This window comes from Enterovirga sp. (assembly GCF_035325185.1).
GTDB lineage: Bacteria > Pseudomonadota > Alphaproteobacteria > Rhizobiales > Beijerinckiaceae > Enterovirga.
This window is the reverse complement of record NZ_DAOLAJ010000025.1, coordinates 1-15186: the sequence shown is the minus strand read 5'-3', so window position 1 is coordinate 15186 and position 15186 is coordinate 1. Positions and strand designations below refer to the sequence as shown.

Below are 15186 nucleotides of genomic sequence, written 5' to 3'. Positions count from 1 at the left end.
CGCCCTACGCGAGCCGTATGTGGCCCATCGCGGGCTGGATTGCGAGGGCCCCGAGGGCTATTGCGAGCCCGCTCCCATCAGGAGTCCGCTTTGTCCCGCTTCGCCGCCGGCCTTCTCGCCCTGCTCCTCGCCCTCGGGTCCCTCGCCGCCGCGGCGGAGGAATGGCCGTCCCGCATCCTGCGCATCGTCGTGCCTTTCGGGCCCGGCTCGACCCCGGACGCCGCCGCCCGGCTCCTGGCCGACAGGCTCGAGCCGCGACTCGGCCAGAGGGTGATCGTGGAGAACAAGGCCGGCGCGAGCGGAAATCTCGGCACCGACGCGGTCGCGAAGGCGGAGCCGGACGGCTACACGCTCGGCGTCTCGATCGTCGGGCCGCTCGTCCTCAACACGCTGCTCTTTCCCTCGATGCCCTACGATCCGGCGCGGGACCTCCTGCCGATCTCGATCCTCGGCGGCCAGCCGAGCGTCCTCGTGGTCAATCCGGACCTGCCCGCGAGGAACGTCGCCGAGCTGCTCGCGCTCCTGCGGGCCGACCCGGACCGCTACACCTTCGCCTCGATCGGAATCGGCTCGCTCTCCCATCTCGCGATGGAGGCGATCCTGATGAAGAGCGGCGTGCATGTGGCGCATATCCCGTTTTCCGGCTCGCCCGCCGCGGTGACGGCCCTGATCCGGGGGGACGTGCAACTGTCGGTGCTGCCGGCGGGCGGGGCGATGCCGCTCGTCGAGGACGGCAAGCTTCGCGCCCTCGCGGTGACCCTGCCCGAGCGCTCGCCGCTCCTGCCCGATCTTCCGACGCTCCGGGAGTCTGGCATCGAGGGTGTCGAGGCCGATGCCTGGATCGGGCTCGTCGCGCCCGCGCGGCTTCCGCCCGCCATCGCCGGCAGGCTCGGGGCCGCCGTGCGCGAGGCTCTCGCCGAGCCCGGCATGAAGGAGAAGCTGCGGATCCAGTTCATCGAGCCGCGCGGCGGCACGCCGGACGAGTTCCGGGCCACGCTCCGCGCGGAGCTGGAACGCTGGGGCCCGGTGATCCGCCGCAACGGGATCAGGATGGGCCGATAGACTGACCGCGCTCTCGCTGGCGGCGCGGCCCGGGACAGGATACAAGCCGGGCGGAGATCGAGCGGATACGTTGAGTGCGCTGACCGACCCGCTTGCCGATGCGGCCTGGAGCGAGAGCGAGCGGCTCGCGGCCCTCTCCCGCTACGGCATTCTCGACACCGAGCGGGAGGCCGAGTTCGACGATATCGTTCGGATCGCCACCCGGCTCTTCGGCGTTCCCGTCGCGCTGGTCAGCTTCCTCGCCTCGGACCGTCAATGGTTCAAGGCGGAGATCGGCCTCGGCCTGCGGGAGGCCCCCCTTGAGCTCTCGATCTGCAAGGAGGCGATCCGCCGGCCGGGCATCTTCGCCGTGCCGGATCTCGCGGCCGATCCGCGCTATCGCAGCCATCCCTTCGTCGCCGGCGAGAACGGCCTGCGCTTCTATGCCAGCGCGAGGCTGACGACGCCGGACGGCCGCCCTCTCGGCACCGTCTGCGTGATCGACCGCAAGCCGCGCCCCGGCGGCCTCGCGCCGGACGAGGAGGAGGCGCTCGGGGCCCTTGCCCGGCAGGTGATGTCGCATCTGGAGCTGCGCCGGGCCGTGATCGAGCGGGACCGGGCCCTGTCGCAGGAGAAGGAGGCCGTCCGGCGCTATGCTCTTCTCGCTGCGGCGACGCGCGATGCGATCTGGGACTGGGACATCGACCGGGACGTCGTGCGCTGGAACGAAGCGCTGCACGAGACATACGGCTACCGGCTGGACGAGGTCGGGACGGGAAGCGACTGGTGGCAGGAGCGGATTCATCCCGACGACCGCGAGCGCGTCCTCGCCTCCATCCACGCCGTGGAAGAGGGGAGCGGGTCCCGCTGGGCGGCCGAGTACCGCTTCCGGCAGGCGGACGGGAGCTATGCCGATATCCTCGACCGCGGCTCCCTGATCCGCGACGAGGACGGGCGGGCCCGCCGCATGATCGGCGCGATGCTGGACCTGACGGAGCCCAACCGGGCCTCCCGGCGCCGCAGCGCCATGGCCGAGCTGGGCGAGCGCCTGCGGGACCTGGACGATCCCTCGGCCATGGCCTTCGCGGCGGCGGAAGCCATGGGCCGGACCCTTCATGCCGACCGGGCCGGCCATGCCGCGGTGGATGCCGAGGGGGAGACGGTCGAGATCGTGCAGGACTGGCTATCCCCGGGAGGGCGCAGCTTTCCGGGCCGCCTCCGCTTGCGCGATTTCGGCGGCTTCGTCGACGACCTCAAGCGGGGCGAGACGGTGGTGGTGTCCGATGCGGAGACGGATCCGCGCACGGCCTCCTTCGCGCCGGCCCTGCATGCGATCGGCATCCGCTCCCTCGTGAACCTGCCGGTGCTGGACCAGGGCCGGCTCGTTGCCATCTTCTACCTCAACGAGGCCCGCGCCCGGACCTGGAGCGAGGGCGATCTCAGCTTCGTGCGCAATGTCGCCGATGCGACCCTCGCCGCGATGACCCGTGCCCGCTCCATGGCGGCCCTGCGGGCCAGCGAGGAATTGTTCCGCGTCTTCGCCCAGGCCATGCCGAACCAGGTCTGGGCGGCGGATGCGGAGGGGCGCATCGATTGGCTCAACCAGCAGGCGATCGATTATTTCGACTTCGTGCCCCCGCTGACGAAGGCAAGCTGGAGCGCGATGCTTCATCCCGACGACCGGGACCAGGCGAGGACGCGCTGGCGGCAGACGGTGGCACGGGGAGAAGTCTTCGAGATCGAGTTCCGGCTGCGGCGCCGGGACGGCAGCTATCGCTGGTTCCTCTCGCGCGCCCTGCCGATCCGCGGCGAGGGGGGCGTGATCGGACGCTGGATCGGCACGAATACGGATGTGCACGAGCAGAAGGAGACGGCCGAGGCGCTCGCCCGCGCCAACAGCCTGCTGGCCTCCCGCGTCGAGGAGCGCACGCGCGAGCGCGACCGCCTCTGGTCGACCACGAGCGACCTCATGGGGACGGCCGGCCCCGACGGCTCCCTGACCTCGGTCAACCCGGCGTGGACGAGGATGCTCGGCTGGCCCGAGAAAGACCTGCTCTCGACCCCCTCCCTCGACCTCGTGGTGGAGGAGGAGAGGGGGGAGGTCGGGCGGGTGGTGAGCCGGCTCGGCGCCGGTGAGGCGATCGAGGGCTTCGTCTGCCAGCTCCGCACCCGGGACGGGAGCGCCCGCACGGTGATGTGGAGCGCGGTCCCCGACAGGGGCGTCGTCTATTTCGTCGGCCGCGACATCACCGATCAGCGCGAGACCGAGGAGCAGCTCCGCCAGGCCCAGAAGATGGAGGCGGTGGGCCAGCTCACGGGCGGCATCGCCCATGATTTCAATAATCTCCTGACGGGGATCATCGGCTCGCTGGACCTTCTCCAGACGCGGATGCGGCAGGGCCGGACCGAGGGCCTCGAGCGCTATCTCCAGGCGGCGACGACCTCGGCCAAGCGCGCTGCCGCCCTGACGCATCGCCTGCTCGCCTTCGCCCGGCGCCAGCCGGTCGATCCGAAGCCGGTCGATGCCTCGGCGCTGATCTGCTCGCTGGAGGACCTGCTTCGGCGCACGATCGGGGAGGCGATCGGCCTGCGGATCGTCGGCGAGCCCGGCCTCTGGCCCGTCCTGTGCGATCCGAACCAGCTTGAAAGCGCGATCCTGAACCTCGCCATCAATGCCCGCGACGTCATGCCGGGCGGGGGCGAATTGCGGATCGAAACCGCGAACACCTTCCTCGACGGCGTCTCGGCGCCGGTCCATGCCGGCATCGATCCCGGCCCCTTCGTGCGCATCAGCGTCACCGATACCGGCACCGGCATGCCGCCGGACATCCTCAAGAAGGCTTTCGAGCCCTTCTTCACCACCAAGCCGATCGGCCAGGGCACGGGCCTCGGCCTCTCGATGGTCTACGGCTTCGCCCGGCAATCGGGGGGGCAGGCCATGATCGCCTCCGAGCCCGGCCGCGGCACCACCGTGACCATCCTTCTCCCGCGCCACCGTGGCGAGGCGCCGTCGGCGGCGGGCGGGGATTCCGCCGCGCCGGCCGCGCCGGCCGCGCGCGGGGAAACGGTGCTCGTGGTGGAGGACGAGCTGATCGTGCGCGACCTCGTGGTCGAGGTGCTGACGGAGATGGGGCTTCGCGTCCTCAAGGCGGTCGACGGCCCCTCCGGGCTCAGGGTCCTGCAAGGGCCGGAGCGGATCGATCTCCTGGTGTCCGATATCGGCTTGCCGGCGATGAACGGCCGCCAGATGGCCGAGGAGGGCAGGCGCGCGCGGCCGGGCCTGCCGGTGCTCTTCATCACAGGCTATGCCGAGAATGCGACGCTCAAGGGCTTCCTCGCCCCGGGCATGGAGATGATCACGAAGCCCTTTTCCGTCGACGTCCTCGTCTCCCGGGTGCGGGCCATGCTCGAAGGGGCGGCGCGGGCGGCGCAGTAGCGACCAGCCTGGTCTACCGGATGTCGTCCTGCGATTCCCGCGGGACCTCCTCGTCCGGCCGGACGGGGGAGAGGGGCCAGAAGGCGCTCGGCGACAGCACGAGGGTCGGCGACGCCTTGGCCGAGCCCGAGACCGATTGGAGCAGTCGCAGGTTCATCAGCTCGGGATTGCCCTTGAGCATCCGCGCCGAATTGGCGAGCGAGCGCAGGGCCGCCTGCTCGCCGCGCGCGCGCTCCAGCGCCGCTGCGCCCTCGAGCCGGGCGCGCTCGACCTCGGAGAAGAGCCGCCGGATCTCGGGGGGCAGGGTCACCTCGCCGATGGCGGCTTTCTCGATCCGGCAGCCGCAGACCGTCTCGCCGATCGTGGCCTTCAGGGCCTCGCCGAGCGCCGGGCGCTCCGAGAGCAGTTCCTCCAGCGAGAGGCCGGCGGCGATCTCGGCGAGGGCGACGCGGGCGGCGTAGGTGAGCTTGTCGGCGAAATCGTTCTCGAAAGCCTCGCGCGGCTCGACCACCCGATAGGTCAGGTAGGCCGACAGGCGGAACGGAAGCCTGTCCTTGCTGGTCGCCTCGACGGGCGGCGTCGCCAGCACCTGCTCGGTGCGCCGCACCGCGTGGATCACCCGCCGGCTACCGGGCGTGAAGTAGCGGCCGGGCTCGAGCACCTTGACGAAGCGGCCGTCCCGATAGTCGAGGCCGAAATTCCAGGCGCTCACGGTCGTCCAGGCCGTCTGGCGCAGCCTCAGGCTCAAGGTGACCACGATGGCGGCGACGATCAGCGGCAGGAGCGTAGAGACGAGACTGTCCACGGATCGGTCCTTGGCGGGGTGGCCTCCCGGAATCGCGGGGAGCGAGCGGGGGCCGGGGCCCGCTGGCTCGCTCCTGGCTGCCTGGCTGCGGATTCCAGGAGGCCGGAGAGTTTCACTCTGGATATCGTCCGCCTGACCGCTGGCCGCGCCCTTGCGGGTCGTCGCGCGGATGGTGACGGGCCGATTTCGGCGTCCTGGCATGCGCCGCGATCCTCCGCAAGCCGGGGGGACGCTTCCTGTGGGCTCCTCTCTCCCTTGCGCCCAGGGCGCTGGCGCCGCGGACCGCCTCGGCTACCTTGCCCGGATGTCCGAATCAGCCTTCCCGCGCGGCGAGAGGCGGGCGCTTCTGGGTGTCGAGCGCTCGGCTCTGTCGCGGCTTTGGGTCGAGCGGCTTCCGCCGGAGGCCGCGCCCGTCGCGACGGCCCTGGCCCAGGCCCACGGGCTGCCCGACCTTCTCGCCCGCGTCCTCGCCGGGCGCGGCATCGGCGTGCACGAGGCCCCCGGCTTCCTGCGCCCGCGCCTGCGCGACCTCCTGCCCGATCCCGACCGCCTCACCGACATGGCGGCAGCGGCCTCGCGCCTCGCCGATGCGGTGGTGCGCGAGGAGCGTGTCGCGATCTTCGGCGACTACGATGTCGACGGCGCGTGCAGCGCCGCCCTTCTCGCCGGCTTCCTGCGCGGCTGTGGCCTCGCCCCGGCCATCCACATCCCGGACCGGATCACCGAGGGCTACGGGCCCAATGTCGAGGCGATCCGGCGTCTCGTCGCGCAGGGCGCGCGGCTCGTCGTCACCGTCGATTGCGGGACGGCGGCGCAGGAGCCACTGGACGAGGCGGCGCGCCTCGGGGCCGATGTCGTCGTGCTCGACCATCACGGGGCCCCCGGCATCCTGCCGCCGGCCGCCGCGATCGTGAATCCGAACCGGCTGGACGACCTCTCGGGCCTCGGCCATCTCGCGGCGGTCGGAATCGTGTTCATGACGCTCGTCGCGCTGGCACGGGAGCTTCGCCGCCGCGGCTTCTTCGCGGGGCGCCAGGAGCCCGACCTCCTCGCGGGGCTCGACCTCGTCGCGCTCGCGACCATCGCCGACGTGGTGCCGCTCATCGGCCTCAACCGCGCCTTCGTGCGCCAGGGGCTCGCGGTCATGCGCGGCCGCGGCCGCGTCGGCCTCGCCGCGCTTGCGGATGCCTCCCGGCTGGAGACGGCGCCGGAAGCCTGGCATCTCGGCTTCCTCCTCGGGCCCCGGATCAATGCGGGGGGGCGGATCGGAGACGCCTCGCTCGGCACGCGGCTGCTGCTGGAGGAGGATCCGGGCGAGGCCGCCGCCATGGCCCGCACGCTCGACACGCTGAATGCCGAGCGCCAGGCCATGGAGCGCCTTGCGGTCGAGGAGGCCGTGGCGCAGGCCGGGCACGAGCTGGATTCGCGCCCCGATCTTCCGATCCTCGTGCTGTTTTCGCCCAGCTGGCATCCCGGTATCGTCGGCCTTGTCGCGGCACGCGTGAAGGAGCGCCATGGGCGCCCCGTCTTCGCCTTCGCGGCGAGGCCGGACGGCACGCTCACCGGCTCCGGGCGCTCGGTCGCGGGCATCGATCTCGGCCGCGCCGTTCGCGCCGCGGTGGCCTGCGGCGAGGCGATCAAGGGCGGCGGCCACGCCATGGCGGCTGGCGCGACGCTCCCGGCCGGGGGGATCGAGCGCTTCCGCGCGGGCCTCGAACGGGAACTCGGCGCGGCCGTGGCGGCTCTGGCTGCCGTGGACATGCTCGAAATCGACGGCGTCATCGCGGCCGGCGGGGCGGTATCGTCCCTGGTCCGTTCGCTCGCGGAGGCCGGTCCCTACGGGGCCGGCCAGCCCGAGCCCGTCGTCGCCTTCGGCCGGCACCGGCTCGTCGATTGGCGCGTGATGGGGAACGGCCATGTCCGCGCCACCTTCCGGGCGGGCGACGGGGCGCTGCTCCGCGGCATCGCCTTCCGGGCTGCCGAGGGGCCGCTCGGCGAGGCGCTCATGGGCGCCCGCGACGGGCTGGTCCATGTCGCGGGCACGCTCGCCCTGGACCGCTGGGGCGGAGGCGAGAGGGTGGAACTACGCATCTGCGACCTGGCCGCCTGTCCACCGGGCTCCTAAAACCCCCTGCGCGCCGCGCGCCAGAGCGTCCAGAGCGACAGGAGCGGCGGCCGCTCGGGCGGCGCGGCCAGCGGGTCCTTGCGGTGGGCGAGAGCGTCGAGATCGCCCGGCACCAGGGCGAGCGGCAGGAAGGCGGGCCGCAGCGTCTTCGGCAGGCCGGCGAGAAGCCGGCGCGCCTCGCCATAATGGCGGCGCGCCTCGGCGATGAGATCGCGGGCGCTGCCGGTGACGCCGGGGCCGCCGCGGAAACGGACGATGTCGTCTCGCGTCACGCCGTGCCGGTCGAGGATGTCCTTCGGCCAATAGAGACGGCCTTGGCGGGCATGCCAGGGGAGGGCGCGCAGGAGGCCCGCGAGGCCGTAGGCGAGGCCGGCATGGCCCGCGGCATCGGCGAAGCCGGGATCGCGCCCCTCCGCCAGGACGAGCGAAGCGAGCCGCATCGGCGCGGAGGCGGTCTCCCCGAGATAGCCTTCGAGATCGGCGAGGCTCGGCATGGGGTCGTCGTAGAGGTCGAAGACCCGCGCATCGACGAGGTCGAGCAGCGCCTCCCGCGGCAGGCGGAAGCGCGCGACCGTGTCGAGCAGGGCGGAGGCGACCGGATGGGCCGCGACATCGCCGCGCGCCTCGCCCTCGATCGCGTCGCGCCACCATTGCAGACGGATCTCGCCGGGCATCGGCGCCGAAACCGCCTCGCGCACCTGGGCGATCTCGGCGCAGAAGGCGTGGAGAGCGAAGAGATGGCGTCGCAATCCGGCGGGCGCGAAGAGATCGGCCCGGTAGCGGTCCCGGCTCGTCTCGCGCAGCAGGTCGCCGCAATGGGCATAGGCCGCCTCGAGATCGGCGGTCACGGGGGGGCGCCCCTCACGCGACGGCGATGAGGGCCGCCGCGACACGGCGATCCTCGGCCAGGAGCACGTTGTAGGTGCGCGCGGCCGCGCCCGTCTGCATGGTGTCGACGGAAATGCCCCGCTCCCGGAAGGGAAGGCGCAGCCGGTCCGGCAGCGGGACGATGGTCGGCCCCGTCCCGATGAGCAGGAATTCGATCCTGTCGCCCTCGGCCAGGACAGGGGCGAGCTCGCGGGAGCCGATCGCTCGCGGGTCCTCGACCGCCCAGGCATGGATGCCCGAGGGCAGGATCAGGATCGAGCCGCGATGCGACATGCCGGCGAAGCGGAAGCCGCCTCGGCCATACGCCTCGATCGCGTGCCGGCCGGGGACGAAGCCTGCCTGGTTCGGCTCGGCCATCGGGGGGCGCCCGACCATCGGGCGGCTATTTCGTCGCCTGCGCCACCTGCCCGCCGTCCCGCGCCTCGCTCCGCCGCTGCGAGGAGCGCACGCCGATATAGATCAGCGTCGGCGAGGAGATGAGGATGGCCGAATAGGTGCAGATGAAGACGCCCGCCAGCATCACCTGGGCGAAGCCCTCGATGGCGCGCCCGCCGAACCAGACCAGCGCGACCAGCGACAGGATGGTGGTCATCGAGGTGATGGCGGTGCGCGACATCGTCGTGTTGATGGAGAGGTTGAGCAGCTCGACCGTCGGCATGGTCTTGTAGCGGCGCAGCAATTCGCGCGTGCGGTCGAAGACGACGACGGTCTCGTTCAGCGAATAGCCGACGATGGTCAGGATCGCGGCGATCGAGGTCATGTTGAATTCGTGCCGCGTGATCACGAAGAAGCCGATCGTCAGCACGATGTCGTGCAGCGTCCCGACGATGGCGGCGATGGCGAGCTCGCGCTCGAACCGGAACCAGAGATAGCCGAGGACCGCGATCACCGAGAGGATGACGCCGATCGTCCCCGACTGGACCAGCTCTCCCGAGACGCGGGGGCCGACCGTCTCGGTCCGCTCGAACTTGTAGGCGTCGCCGAACACGGCGCGCGCCTTGTCCACCACCACGCCCTGCGCGGCCTCCCCGCCCGGCTGGATGGGGAAGCGGATCGAGATGGCGCCGTCATTGCCGAATTCCTGCACCTCGACCTCGCCGAAGCCGAAGCTGTTCGCCTTCTCGCGCACGGTGGCGACGGGCAGGCGCTGGGCTTCGGATTTCGGCTGCATCTCCATGAGCGTGCCGCCCTTGAAGTCGACGCCGTAATTCAGGCCGAGCATCAGGAAGACGACCACGACCGCGACCGAGATCGCCGCCGAGAGCGGAAAGGAGATGTGCCGCAGCCGCATGAAGTCGAAATGGCTCTCGTCGGGCCACAGGCGGAGCGGATAGATGCGGGGAAGGGGCACGGTCTCTGCCTCAGAACGGAATGGTCTTGGGCCGGGCCCAGCTATACCAGAGCGCGATCATCATCCGCGTCATCGTGACCGCCGTGATGACGGTGGTCAGGATGCCGAGGACGAACACGACCGCGAAGCCGCGGACGGGCCCCGACCCCATGAAGAAGAGGATGAGGGCGGCGATCGCCATGGTCGAGTTCGAATCGATGATGGTCGCGAAGGCGCGGTCGAACCCGGCCTGGATGGCCGAGACGACGGAGCGTCCGGCCCTCGCCTCCTCCCGGATGCGCTCGTAGATCAGCACGTTCGAATCGACGGCCGTGCCGATGGTGAGCACGATGCCCGCGATGCCGGGCAACGTGAGCGTCGCCTCGAGCATCGACATCAGCCCGAAGATCAGCCCGACATGGACCAGGAGCGCGATGTTGGCGATGAAGCCGAACACGCCGTAGGTCCAGAACATGTAGACGACGACGAAGATCGCGGCATAGAGCGTCGCCTTGATGCCGGCATCGATCGAGTCGCGGCCGAGGCCCGGCCCGACCGTCCTCGCCTCGACGATGGTCAGCTTGGCGGGCAGCGCGCCCGAGCGGAGCTGGACCGAGAGGCGGTTGACCTCCTCGACCGTGAACCGCCCCGAGATCTGGCCCTGGCCTCCGGTGATCGGCTGGAGGATGCGCGGCGCCGAGATGACCTCGCCGTCGAGCACGATGGCGAGGGGGCGGCCGACATTCTGCGTCGTCGCCTCGGCGAAAGCCTGGGCCCCCTTCAGCGTGAAGCGGAAATTGACGATCGGCTCGTTGGTGCGCTGGTCGAAGCCGGGCTGGGCGTCGGTCAATTCGCTGCCGGCCACGATGATGCGGCGCTCGACGGGAACGCGCTGGCCGCCCGCCTCGCGCGAGGGCAGCATCTCGACATCGGTCGAGCCGGCATCGCCCATCAGACGGAATTCCAGCTTCGCCGGATTGAGGTTGTTCTTGACCTCGGAGGGGTCCTGGAGGCCCGGGATCTGCACGAGGATGCGGTCGGCGCCCTGGCGCTGGATCGAGGGCTCGACGGTGCCGTTCGGGTCGATGCGGCGGCGCACGACCTCGATCGCCTGGTCGACGGCGCGGCGCGTGCGGTCGGTGAGGCCGGCATCGCTGAAATTGAACTGGATCAGCCCGTCCGCGCCTTCGACGATGTCCAGCGTGCGCCCGCCGGATTCGCCGAGGATGGCGTTGCTGATCGGCTGCGACAAGGCGCGGAGCTTCGGCAGCGCCTTGGCGCGGGCCGCCTCGTCGGCGATGCGGACCTGCACGCCGCGCGGCGTGATCTGGATGCCGCCCGTCGGGTTCACCCCCACCTCGCGCAGGGTGCGCCGCACGTCGTCGCGAAGCTGGATGGACAGGGTGCGGATGAGATCGGCCCGGTCCACTTCCAGCAGCAGGTGCGAGCCGCCCTGGAGATCGAGCCCGAGCACGATCGCGCGCTGGGGAACGAGCCAGGAGGGCACCCAGCTCGGAATCGCCTTGAGATAAGCCTGCCGCTCCTCCTTGGAGAAGAAGCTCGGCACCGCGAGGATGAGGCCCAGCAGCACGGTGCCGAGCGTCAGGGCGATCTTGGTTCTGGTGAAGCGCAGCATGGCCGTTTTCGCGATCGGGCGGTCAGCTCTTGACCGGCTCGCCCTTGGTGCGGACTTCCGCGATCATCGCGCGCATCAGCTTGACGCGGACGCCGTCGGCGATCTCGACCTCGATCTCGGGATCCTCCGTGACCTTGGTGACGCGGCCGACGATCCCGCCGGTGGAGATGACCGTGTCGCCGCGGCGCACGGCCTTGATCATGTCCTGGTGCTCCCGCGCGCGCCGCTGCTGGGGCCTGATGATCAGGAACCACATGATGACGAAGATGAGGACGAACGGGACGAACTGGATCAGCGTCTCGGTCGCCGGCATCCCGGTGGCCTGGGCGAAGGCGGGGGTGATCAACGGAAGCTCCATGTGGTGGCGCGCGCCCGGGCCGGACGCGGCGGCCCGCGGCCGAACGGGCTGCTTATAGTGACGCCGCCGCCCGATTCAAAGGCGGGGCGATGTTTCAGGGAACGGCGCGGCTTTCCATGCGGCGCGGGGCCGCGGACAGGGCGCCCCGCTTTCGCGCGATCGCCTCCTCGTAGGCCTCCTCGTAGGCATGCGCGACGGCGCCGGGGTCGAGGCGCGCGAGGCGGTCGCGGAAGTTCTGAGAAGCGAGCGCGAGATCGGCCCTGTCCTCGATGCGGGCCGCGAGGATGCGGGCGAGATCCTGCGCCGATCCGGCCTCGAACAGCCAGCCGGTCTTTCCCTCGTCGATCTGCTCGGGAATGCCGCCGGCCCGCGCGCCGATCACGGGCACGCCGTGCATGAATGATTCGAAGATGCTGCGCGGCTGAGGATCGGGCCAGATCGAGGGTACCACCGCGACGTCGAGACGGGGAAAGACGTCGCCGGGCCGCGCCCAGCCGAGGAACTCGACGCCCTCCGGCGCGCGGGCTTTCAGGCCGGCGACGAAGGCGTCCTCGCCCGTTCCGGCCACCGCGAGGCTCCAGCGGCCGGGTGCCAGCCGGCGGACCGCCTCGACGAGGAGTTGCGGCCCCTTGTCCGGGATCAGGCGGCCGAAATAGCCGATCCGCAGCGGCGCGCCGGGACGCCCGGGCGGACGGGGCCGAAAATCGAGTCCTGTGAAGACGTTCGGCAGGACCAGCCCGCGCGCCTGCGGGAAGAAGCCCCAGCCGCGATGGCGCTCCAGGGTGAAGCGGCTGACGCCGATCACGGTGTCGACGAGCCCGGAGAGGCGCTTGCGGGGGATCGCGAGGAGGCCGCAGGCGGCGCAGGGCGAGGGGCAGGGATGCCCGTCCCGGAAGGCCGATCCGCGCGGGCACATCGTGCCGTATTCGTGGAGGTAGTGGACGACCGGCAGGCCGCGCCGCGCCGCCTCCCGCCAGACGAGTTGCGACAGCCCGACGAGGACATGGGTGTTCACGACATCCGGCCGGACCTCGTCAAGGATGCGGCCGAAGGCGCCCGCCATCCAGGGATTGGCGCTGTCGAGCGCATGCCAGGCGAGGCGCAGCGGCGCCGGGCGTTTCTTGCCGTCGAAGCCGAAATAGAGGTTCCGATAGGGCAGGGCGATGACGCGCGCGCCCCGATCCTGCCACCTCTCGACATGCCCGCCGCCGTGATGGACGACGAGCGTCACCTCGTGTCCCCGTCCCGCAAGGGACGCGGCGAGGTCGAGGGTGGCGGCCTCCGCGCCTCCCTTGATGGTCGCCGGATGACCGGAATTGGCGATGAGGATGCGCATGGCCGGGCGCGGCCATGCTTAGCGCGGGCGGGTTAACGGGCCGGTGCGAGGCGGCGCTCCGGGATGACGGGGCTTCGGCAGCGCCTCAGACGAACTGGGAAAGGCCCGGGATCGAGCCCACGATCTGGCCCATCACGTCCTCGCCGGCATTCTCGCGGCCATGGGCCAGGAGTTCCGAGGCGAGCGTCTTGATCTGGTCCATGGACAGCCCCTCGGACATCAGCTTCTGGCCGAGCACCATCACGCCGCCGCCGAAGGAGCTCATCAGCCCCCCGAGGAGGCCCCCGCCCGCGTCGCCGGCCTGGGCGATGGCCTCGCGGGCGCCGGGAATGGCGTCGATGAGCTGGGTGATCTGGTCCTGCGGGCCTTCCTTCTGGAGGAAGGCGAGGACGTGGCCGATGGCCGTCTGCGCGGTCGATGCGTCGAGACCCGTCGCGGCCGTGATCCTGGCGACCAGTTCTTCCATGGGGCGTCCTTTCGATGGCCGCCTCTCTCGGTAGCGGCCCCGATCCCGAACGCGTATGACATCCGCACGGAGAGGCTGCAATCGGAAGGATTCGCGATGGCGCAGGAAGAGGCGCGTCCGGGCGGCGTCCCCCGGATCAGGATGAAGCCGGGAGAGGGGCCCTGGGGCTCATCCTCCGGCGCGGGCGAGGCGGCTCCGCCGGCGCCTGGCTTCGAGGGTCGCGTCCTGATCGGCAAGAGCGTCAAGCAGGAATTCCTGACGCTGAAGCTCGCGAACCGGCACGGCCTCGTCGCGGGCGCGACCGGCACGGGCAAGACCGTGACCCTGCAAGTGTTGGCCGAGGGCCTGTCGCGGGCGGGGGTTCCGGTCTTCGCGGCCGATATCAAGGGCGATCTTTCCGGCATCGCGGCGCCGGGCGAGCCCAAGCCAGGCTTCGTGAAGCGCGCCGCGGAGGTCGGGATCGAGTATCGTCCCGAGGCTTTCCCGGTCGTCTTCTGGGACGTGTTCGGCGAGCAGGGCCACCCCATCCGCGCGACCGTGTCGGAGATGGGGCCGCTCCTCCTCGCGCGCCTCCTGGAGCTGAACGACACCCAGGAGGGCGTCCTCAACATCGCCTTCCGGGTCGCCGATGAGAACAACCTGCCCGTCCTCGACCTCAAGGACCTGCGCGCGCTGCTCGATTTCATCGGCGCCCAGCCGGACGTGCAGACGAAATACGGCAACGTCTCGAAAGCCTCGATCGGCGCGATCCAGCGCGCGCTCCTCACGCTGGAGAACCAGGGCGGCGACAAGTTCCTCGGCGAGCCGGCCCTCGACCTGAAGGACTTCATCCGCACCGACCAGCGCGGGCGCGGCGTCATCAACATCCTGGCGGCGGACAAGCTCATGACGAGCCCGCGCCTTTATGCATCGTTCCTGGTCTGGATGCTGTCGGAGCTGTTCGAGACCCTGCCCGAGGTGGGCGATCCCGAGAAGCCCAAGCTCGTCTTCTTCTTCGACGAGGCGCATCTCCTCTTCAGCGACGCGCCGAAGGCGCTTCTCACGGCCGTGCAGCAGGTGGTGCGGCTGATCCGCTCGAAGGGCGTCGGGGTCTATTTCGTCACGCAGAACCCCCTCGACGTGCCCGAGACGGTGCTCGGGCAGCTCGGCAACAAGGTCCAGCATGCGCTGCGCGCCTTCACCCCGCGCGACCAGAAGGCGGTGCGGGCCGCGGCCGAGACCTTCCGCCAGAACCCCGCCTTCGACACCTCGGAGGCGATCCTTCAGCTCGCGGTCGGCGAGGCGCTCGTCTCGATGCTGGAGGAGGGCGGCGTGCCCTCCGTCGTGCAGCGGACGAAGATCGCCCCGCCCATGGCGCGGGTCGGGCCGCTGACCGCTGAGGAGCGGCGGCAGGTCATCGCGACGAGCCCGCTCGGCCACAAATACGACGCAACCGTCGATCGCGAGAGCGCCTACGAGATGCTCGCGAGCCGCAAGAACCTCCCGGCCGATGCCGCCCAGGGGGCGCAGGAATCCGGCGGATTGGGAGGGCTTCTCGGCGAGATCGGCTCGGTGCTCGGCGGCGGCCAGCCGGCCAAGGGCGGCCGGCAGCGCATGTCGGTCACCGAGCAGGTGATCCGGGCCGCGGCGCAATCCTTCGCGCGCTCGGCTTCGACCCAGATCGCGCGCGAGGCCGGCAAGATCCTGCGCAACACCCTCGGCGGCATGACGAAATAGGGGGGCCGAGGGGGCTTCCGGGGAGAAAAAGCCCGCGACGCCGGAAGGC

At 71.0% G+C, this 15186-nt stretch carries 12 protein-coding genes; 4 read left to right on the top strand and 8 right to left on the bottom strand.

The annotated features are described in order from the left end of the window. Positions 1-90 precede the first annotated feature (90 nt). Together PKD06_RS07235 and PKD06_RS07230 are read left to right on the top strand one after the other, a co-directional pair. A complete protein-coding gene (locus PKD06_RS07235; protein ID WP_324379066.1) occupies positions 91-1062 on the top strand; it encodes a tripartite tricarboxylate transporter substrate binding protein in 972 nt (323 codons plus the stop codon). 70 nt (positions 1063-1132) lie between these two features. After that, complete coding sequence (locus PKD06_RS07230) at positions 1133-4477, top strand: PAS domain-containing protein (RefSeq protein WP_324379064.1); 3345 nt, start codon at positions 1133-1135, stop codon at positions 4475-4477. 13 nt (positions 4478-4490) lie between these two features. On the opposite strand, the gene PKD06_RS07225 is transcribed toward PKD06_RS07230, so the two are convergent. Continuing rightward, a complete protein-coding gene (locus tag PKD06_RS07225; RefSeq protein WP_324379063.1) occupies positions 4491-5282 on the bottom strand; it encodes an SPFH domain-containing protein in 792 nt (263 codons plus the stop codon). A 304-nt stretch (positions 5283-5586) separates the two neighbouring features. Between PKD06_RS07225 and recJ the strand changes: the two genes are divergently transcribed. Then, positions 5587-7407 carry a single-stranded-DNA-specific exonuclease RecJ gene (gene recJ, locus PKD06_RS07220; protein ID WP_324379061.1) on the top strand — a complete coding sequence of 607 codons (1821 nt, stop codon included), beginning with the start codon at positions 5587-5589 and terminating at the stop codon, positions 7405-7407. Here recJ and PKD06_RS07215 read toward each other — a convergent pair. From PKD06_RS07215 to PKD06_RS07185, 7 genes are all read right to left on the bottom strand, one after another. After that, the gene (locus tag PKD06_RS07215) at positions 7404-8255 is read right to left on the bottom strand and encodes a phytoene/squalene synthase family protein (RefSeq protein WP_324379059.1); all 852 of its coding nucleotides are present in this window, start codon (positions 8253-8255) and stop codon (positions 7404-7406) included. The two genes, recJ and PKD06_RS07215, sit on opposite strands and share 4 nt — an antisense overlap. Positions 8256-8268: 13 nt before the next feature. Further along, positions 8269-8652, bottom strand: coding sequence for an MTH938/NDUFAF3 family protein (locus PKD06_RS07210; RefSeq protein WP_324379113.1), 384 nt, complete (start codon positions 8650-8652; stop codon positions 8269-8271). A 25-nt stretch (positions 8653-8677) separates the two neighbouring features. After that, complete coding sequence (gene secF, locus PKD06_RS07205) at positions 8678-9631, bottom strand: protein translocase subunit SecF (RefSeq protein WP_324379111.1); 954 nt, start codon at positions 9629-9631, stop codon at positions 8678-8680. Positions 9632-9656: 25 nt separating this feature from the next. Next, on the bottom strand, positions 9657-11261 hold the full coding sequence (gene secD, locus PKD06_RS07200) for a protein translocase subunit SecD (protein ID WP_324379057.1): 1605 nt from the start codon (positions 11259-11261) through the stop codon (positions 9657-9659). Between the two features lie 22 nt (positions 11262-11283). Next, the gene (yajC, locus tag PKD06_RS07195; protein WP_324379055.1) at positions 11284-11607 is read right to left on the bottom strand and encodes a preprotein translocase subunit YajC; all 324 of its coding nucleotides are present in this window, start codon (positions 11605-11607) and stop codon (positions 11284-11286) included. Between the two features lie 106 nt (positions 11608-11713). After that, the gene (locus PKD06_RS07190) at positions 11714-12955 is read right to left on the bottom strand and encodes a glycosyltransferase family 4 protein (RefSeq protein WP_324379053.1); all 1242 of its coding nucleotides are present in this window, start codon (positions 12953-12955) and stop codon (positions 11714-11716) included. Positions 12956-13040: 85 nt separating this feature from the next. Then, positions 13041-13421, bottom strand: coding sequence for a DUF2267 domain-containing protein (locus PKD06_RS07185; RefSeq protein WP_324379051.1), 381 nt, complete (start codon positions 13419-13421; stop codon positions 13041-13043). 96 nt (positions 13422-13517) lie between these two features. Between PKD06_RS07185 and PKD06_RS07180 the strand changes: the two genes are divergently transcribed. Then, positions 13518-15137: a helicase HerA-like domain-containing protein gene (locus tag PKD06_RS07180; protein ID WP_324379049.1), complete on the top strand. Its 1620-nt coding sequence runs from the start codon at positions 13518-13520 to the stop codon at positions 15135-15137. Positions 15138-15186: the final 49 nt, after the last annotated feature.

Coding starts and splice junctions, on each gene's coding strand:
- PKD06_RS07180 (WP_324379049.1), top strand. CDS start 13,518: ATGGCGCAGGAAGAGGCGCGTCCGGGCGGCGTCCCCCGGATCAGGATG.
- recJ (WP_324379061.1), top strand. CDS start 5,587: ATGTCCGAATCAGCCTTCCCGCGCGGCGAGAGGCGGGCGCTTCTGGGT.
- secD (WP_324379057.1), bottom strand. CDS start 11,261: ATGCTGCGCTTCACCAGAACCAAGATCGCCCTGACGCTCGGCACCGTG.
- PKD06_RS07210 (WP_324379113.1), bottom strand. CDS start 8,652: ATGGCCGAGCCGAACCAGGCAGGCTTCGTCCCCGGCCGGCACGCGATC.
- PKD06_RS07190 (WP_324379053.1), bottom strand. CDS start 12,955: ATGCGCATCCTCATCGCCAATTCCGGTCATCCGGCGACCATCAAGGGA.
- PKD06_RS07185 (WP_324379051.1), bottom strand. CDS start 13,421: ATGGAAGAACTGGTCGCCAGGATCACGGCCGCGACGGGTCTCGACGCA.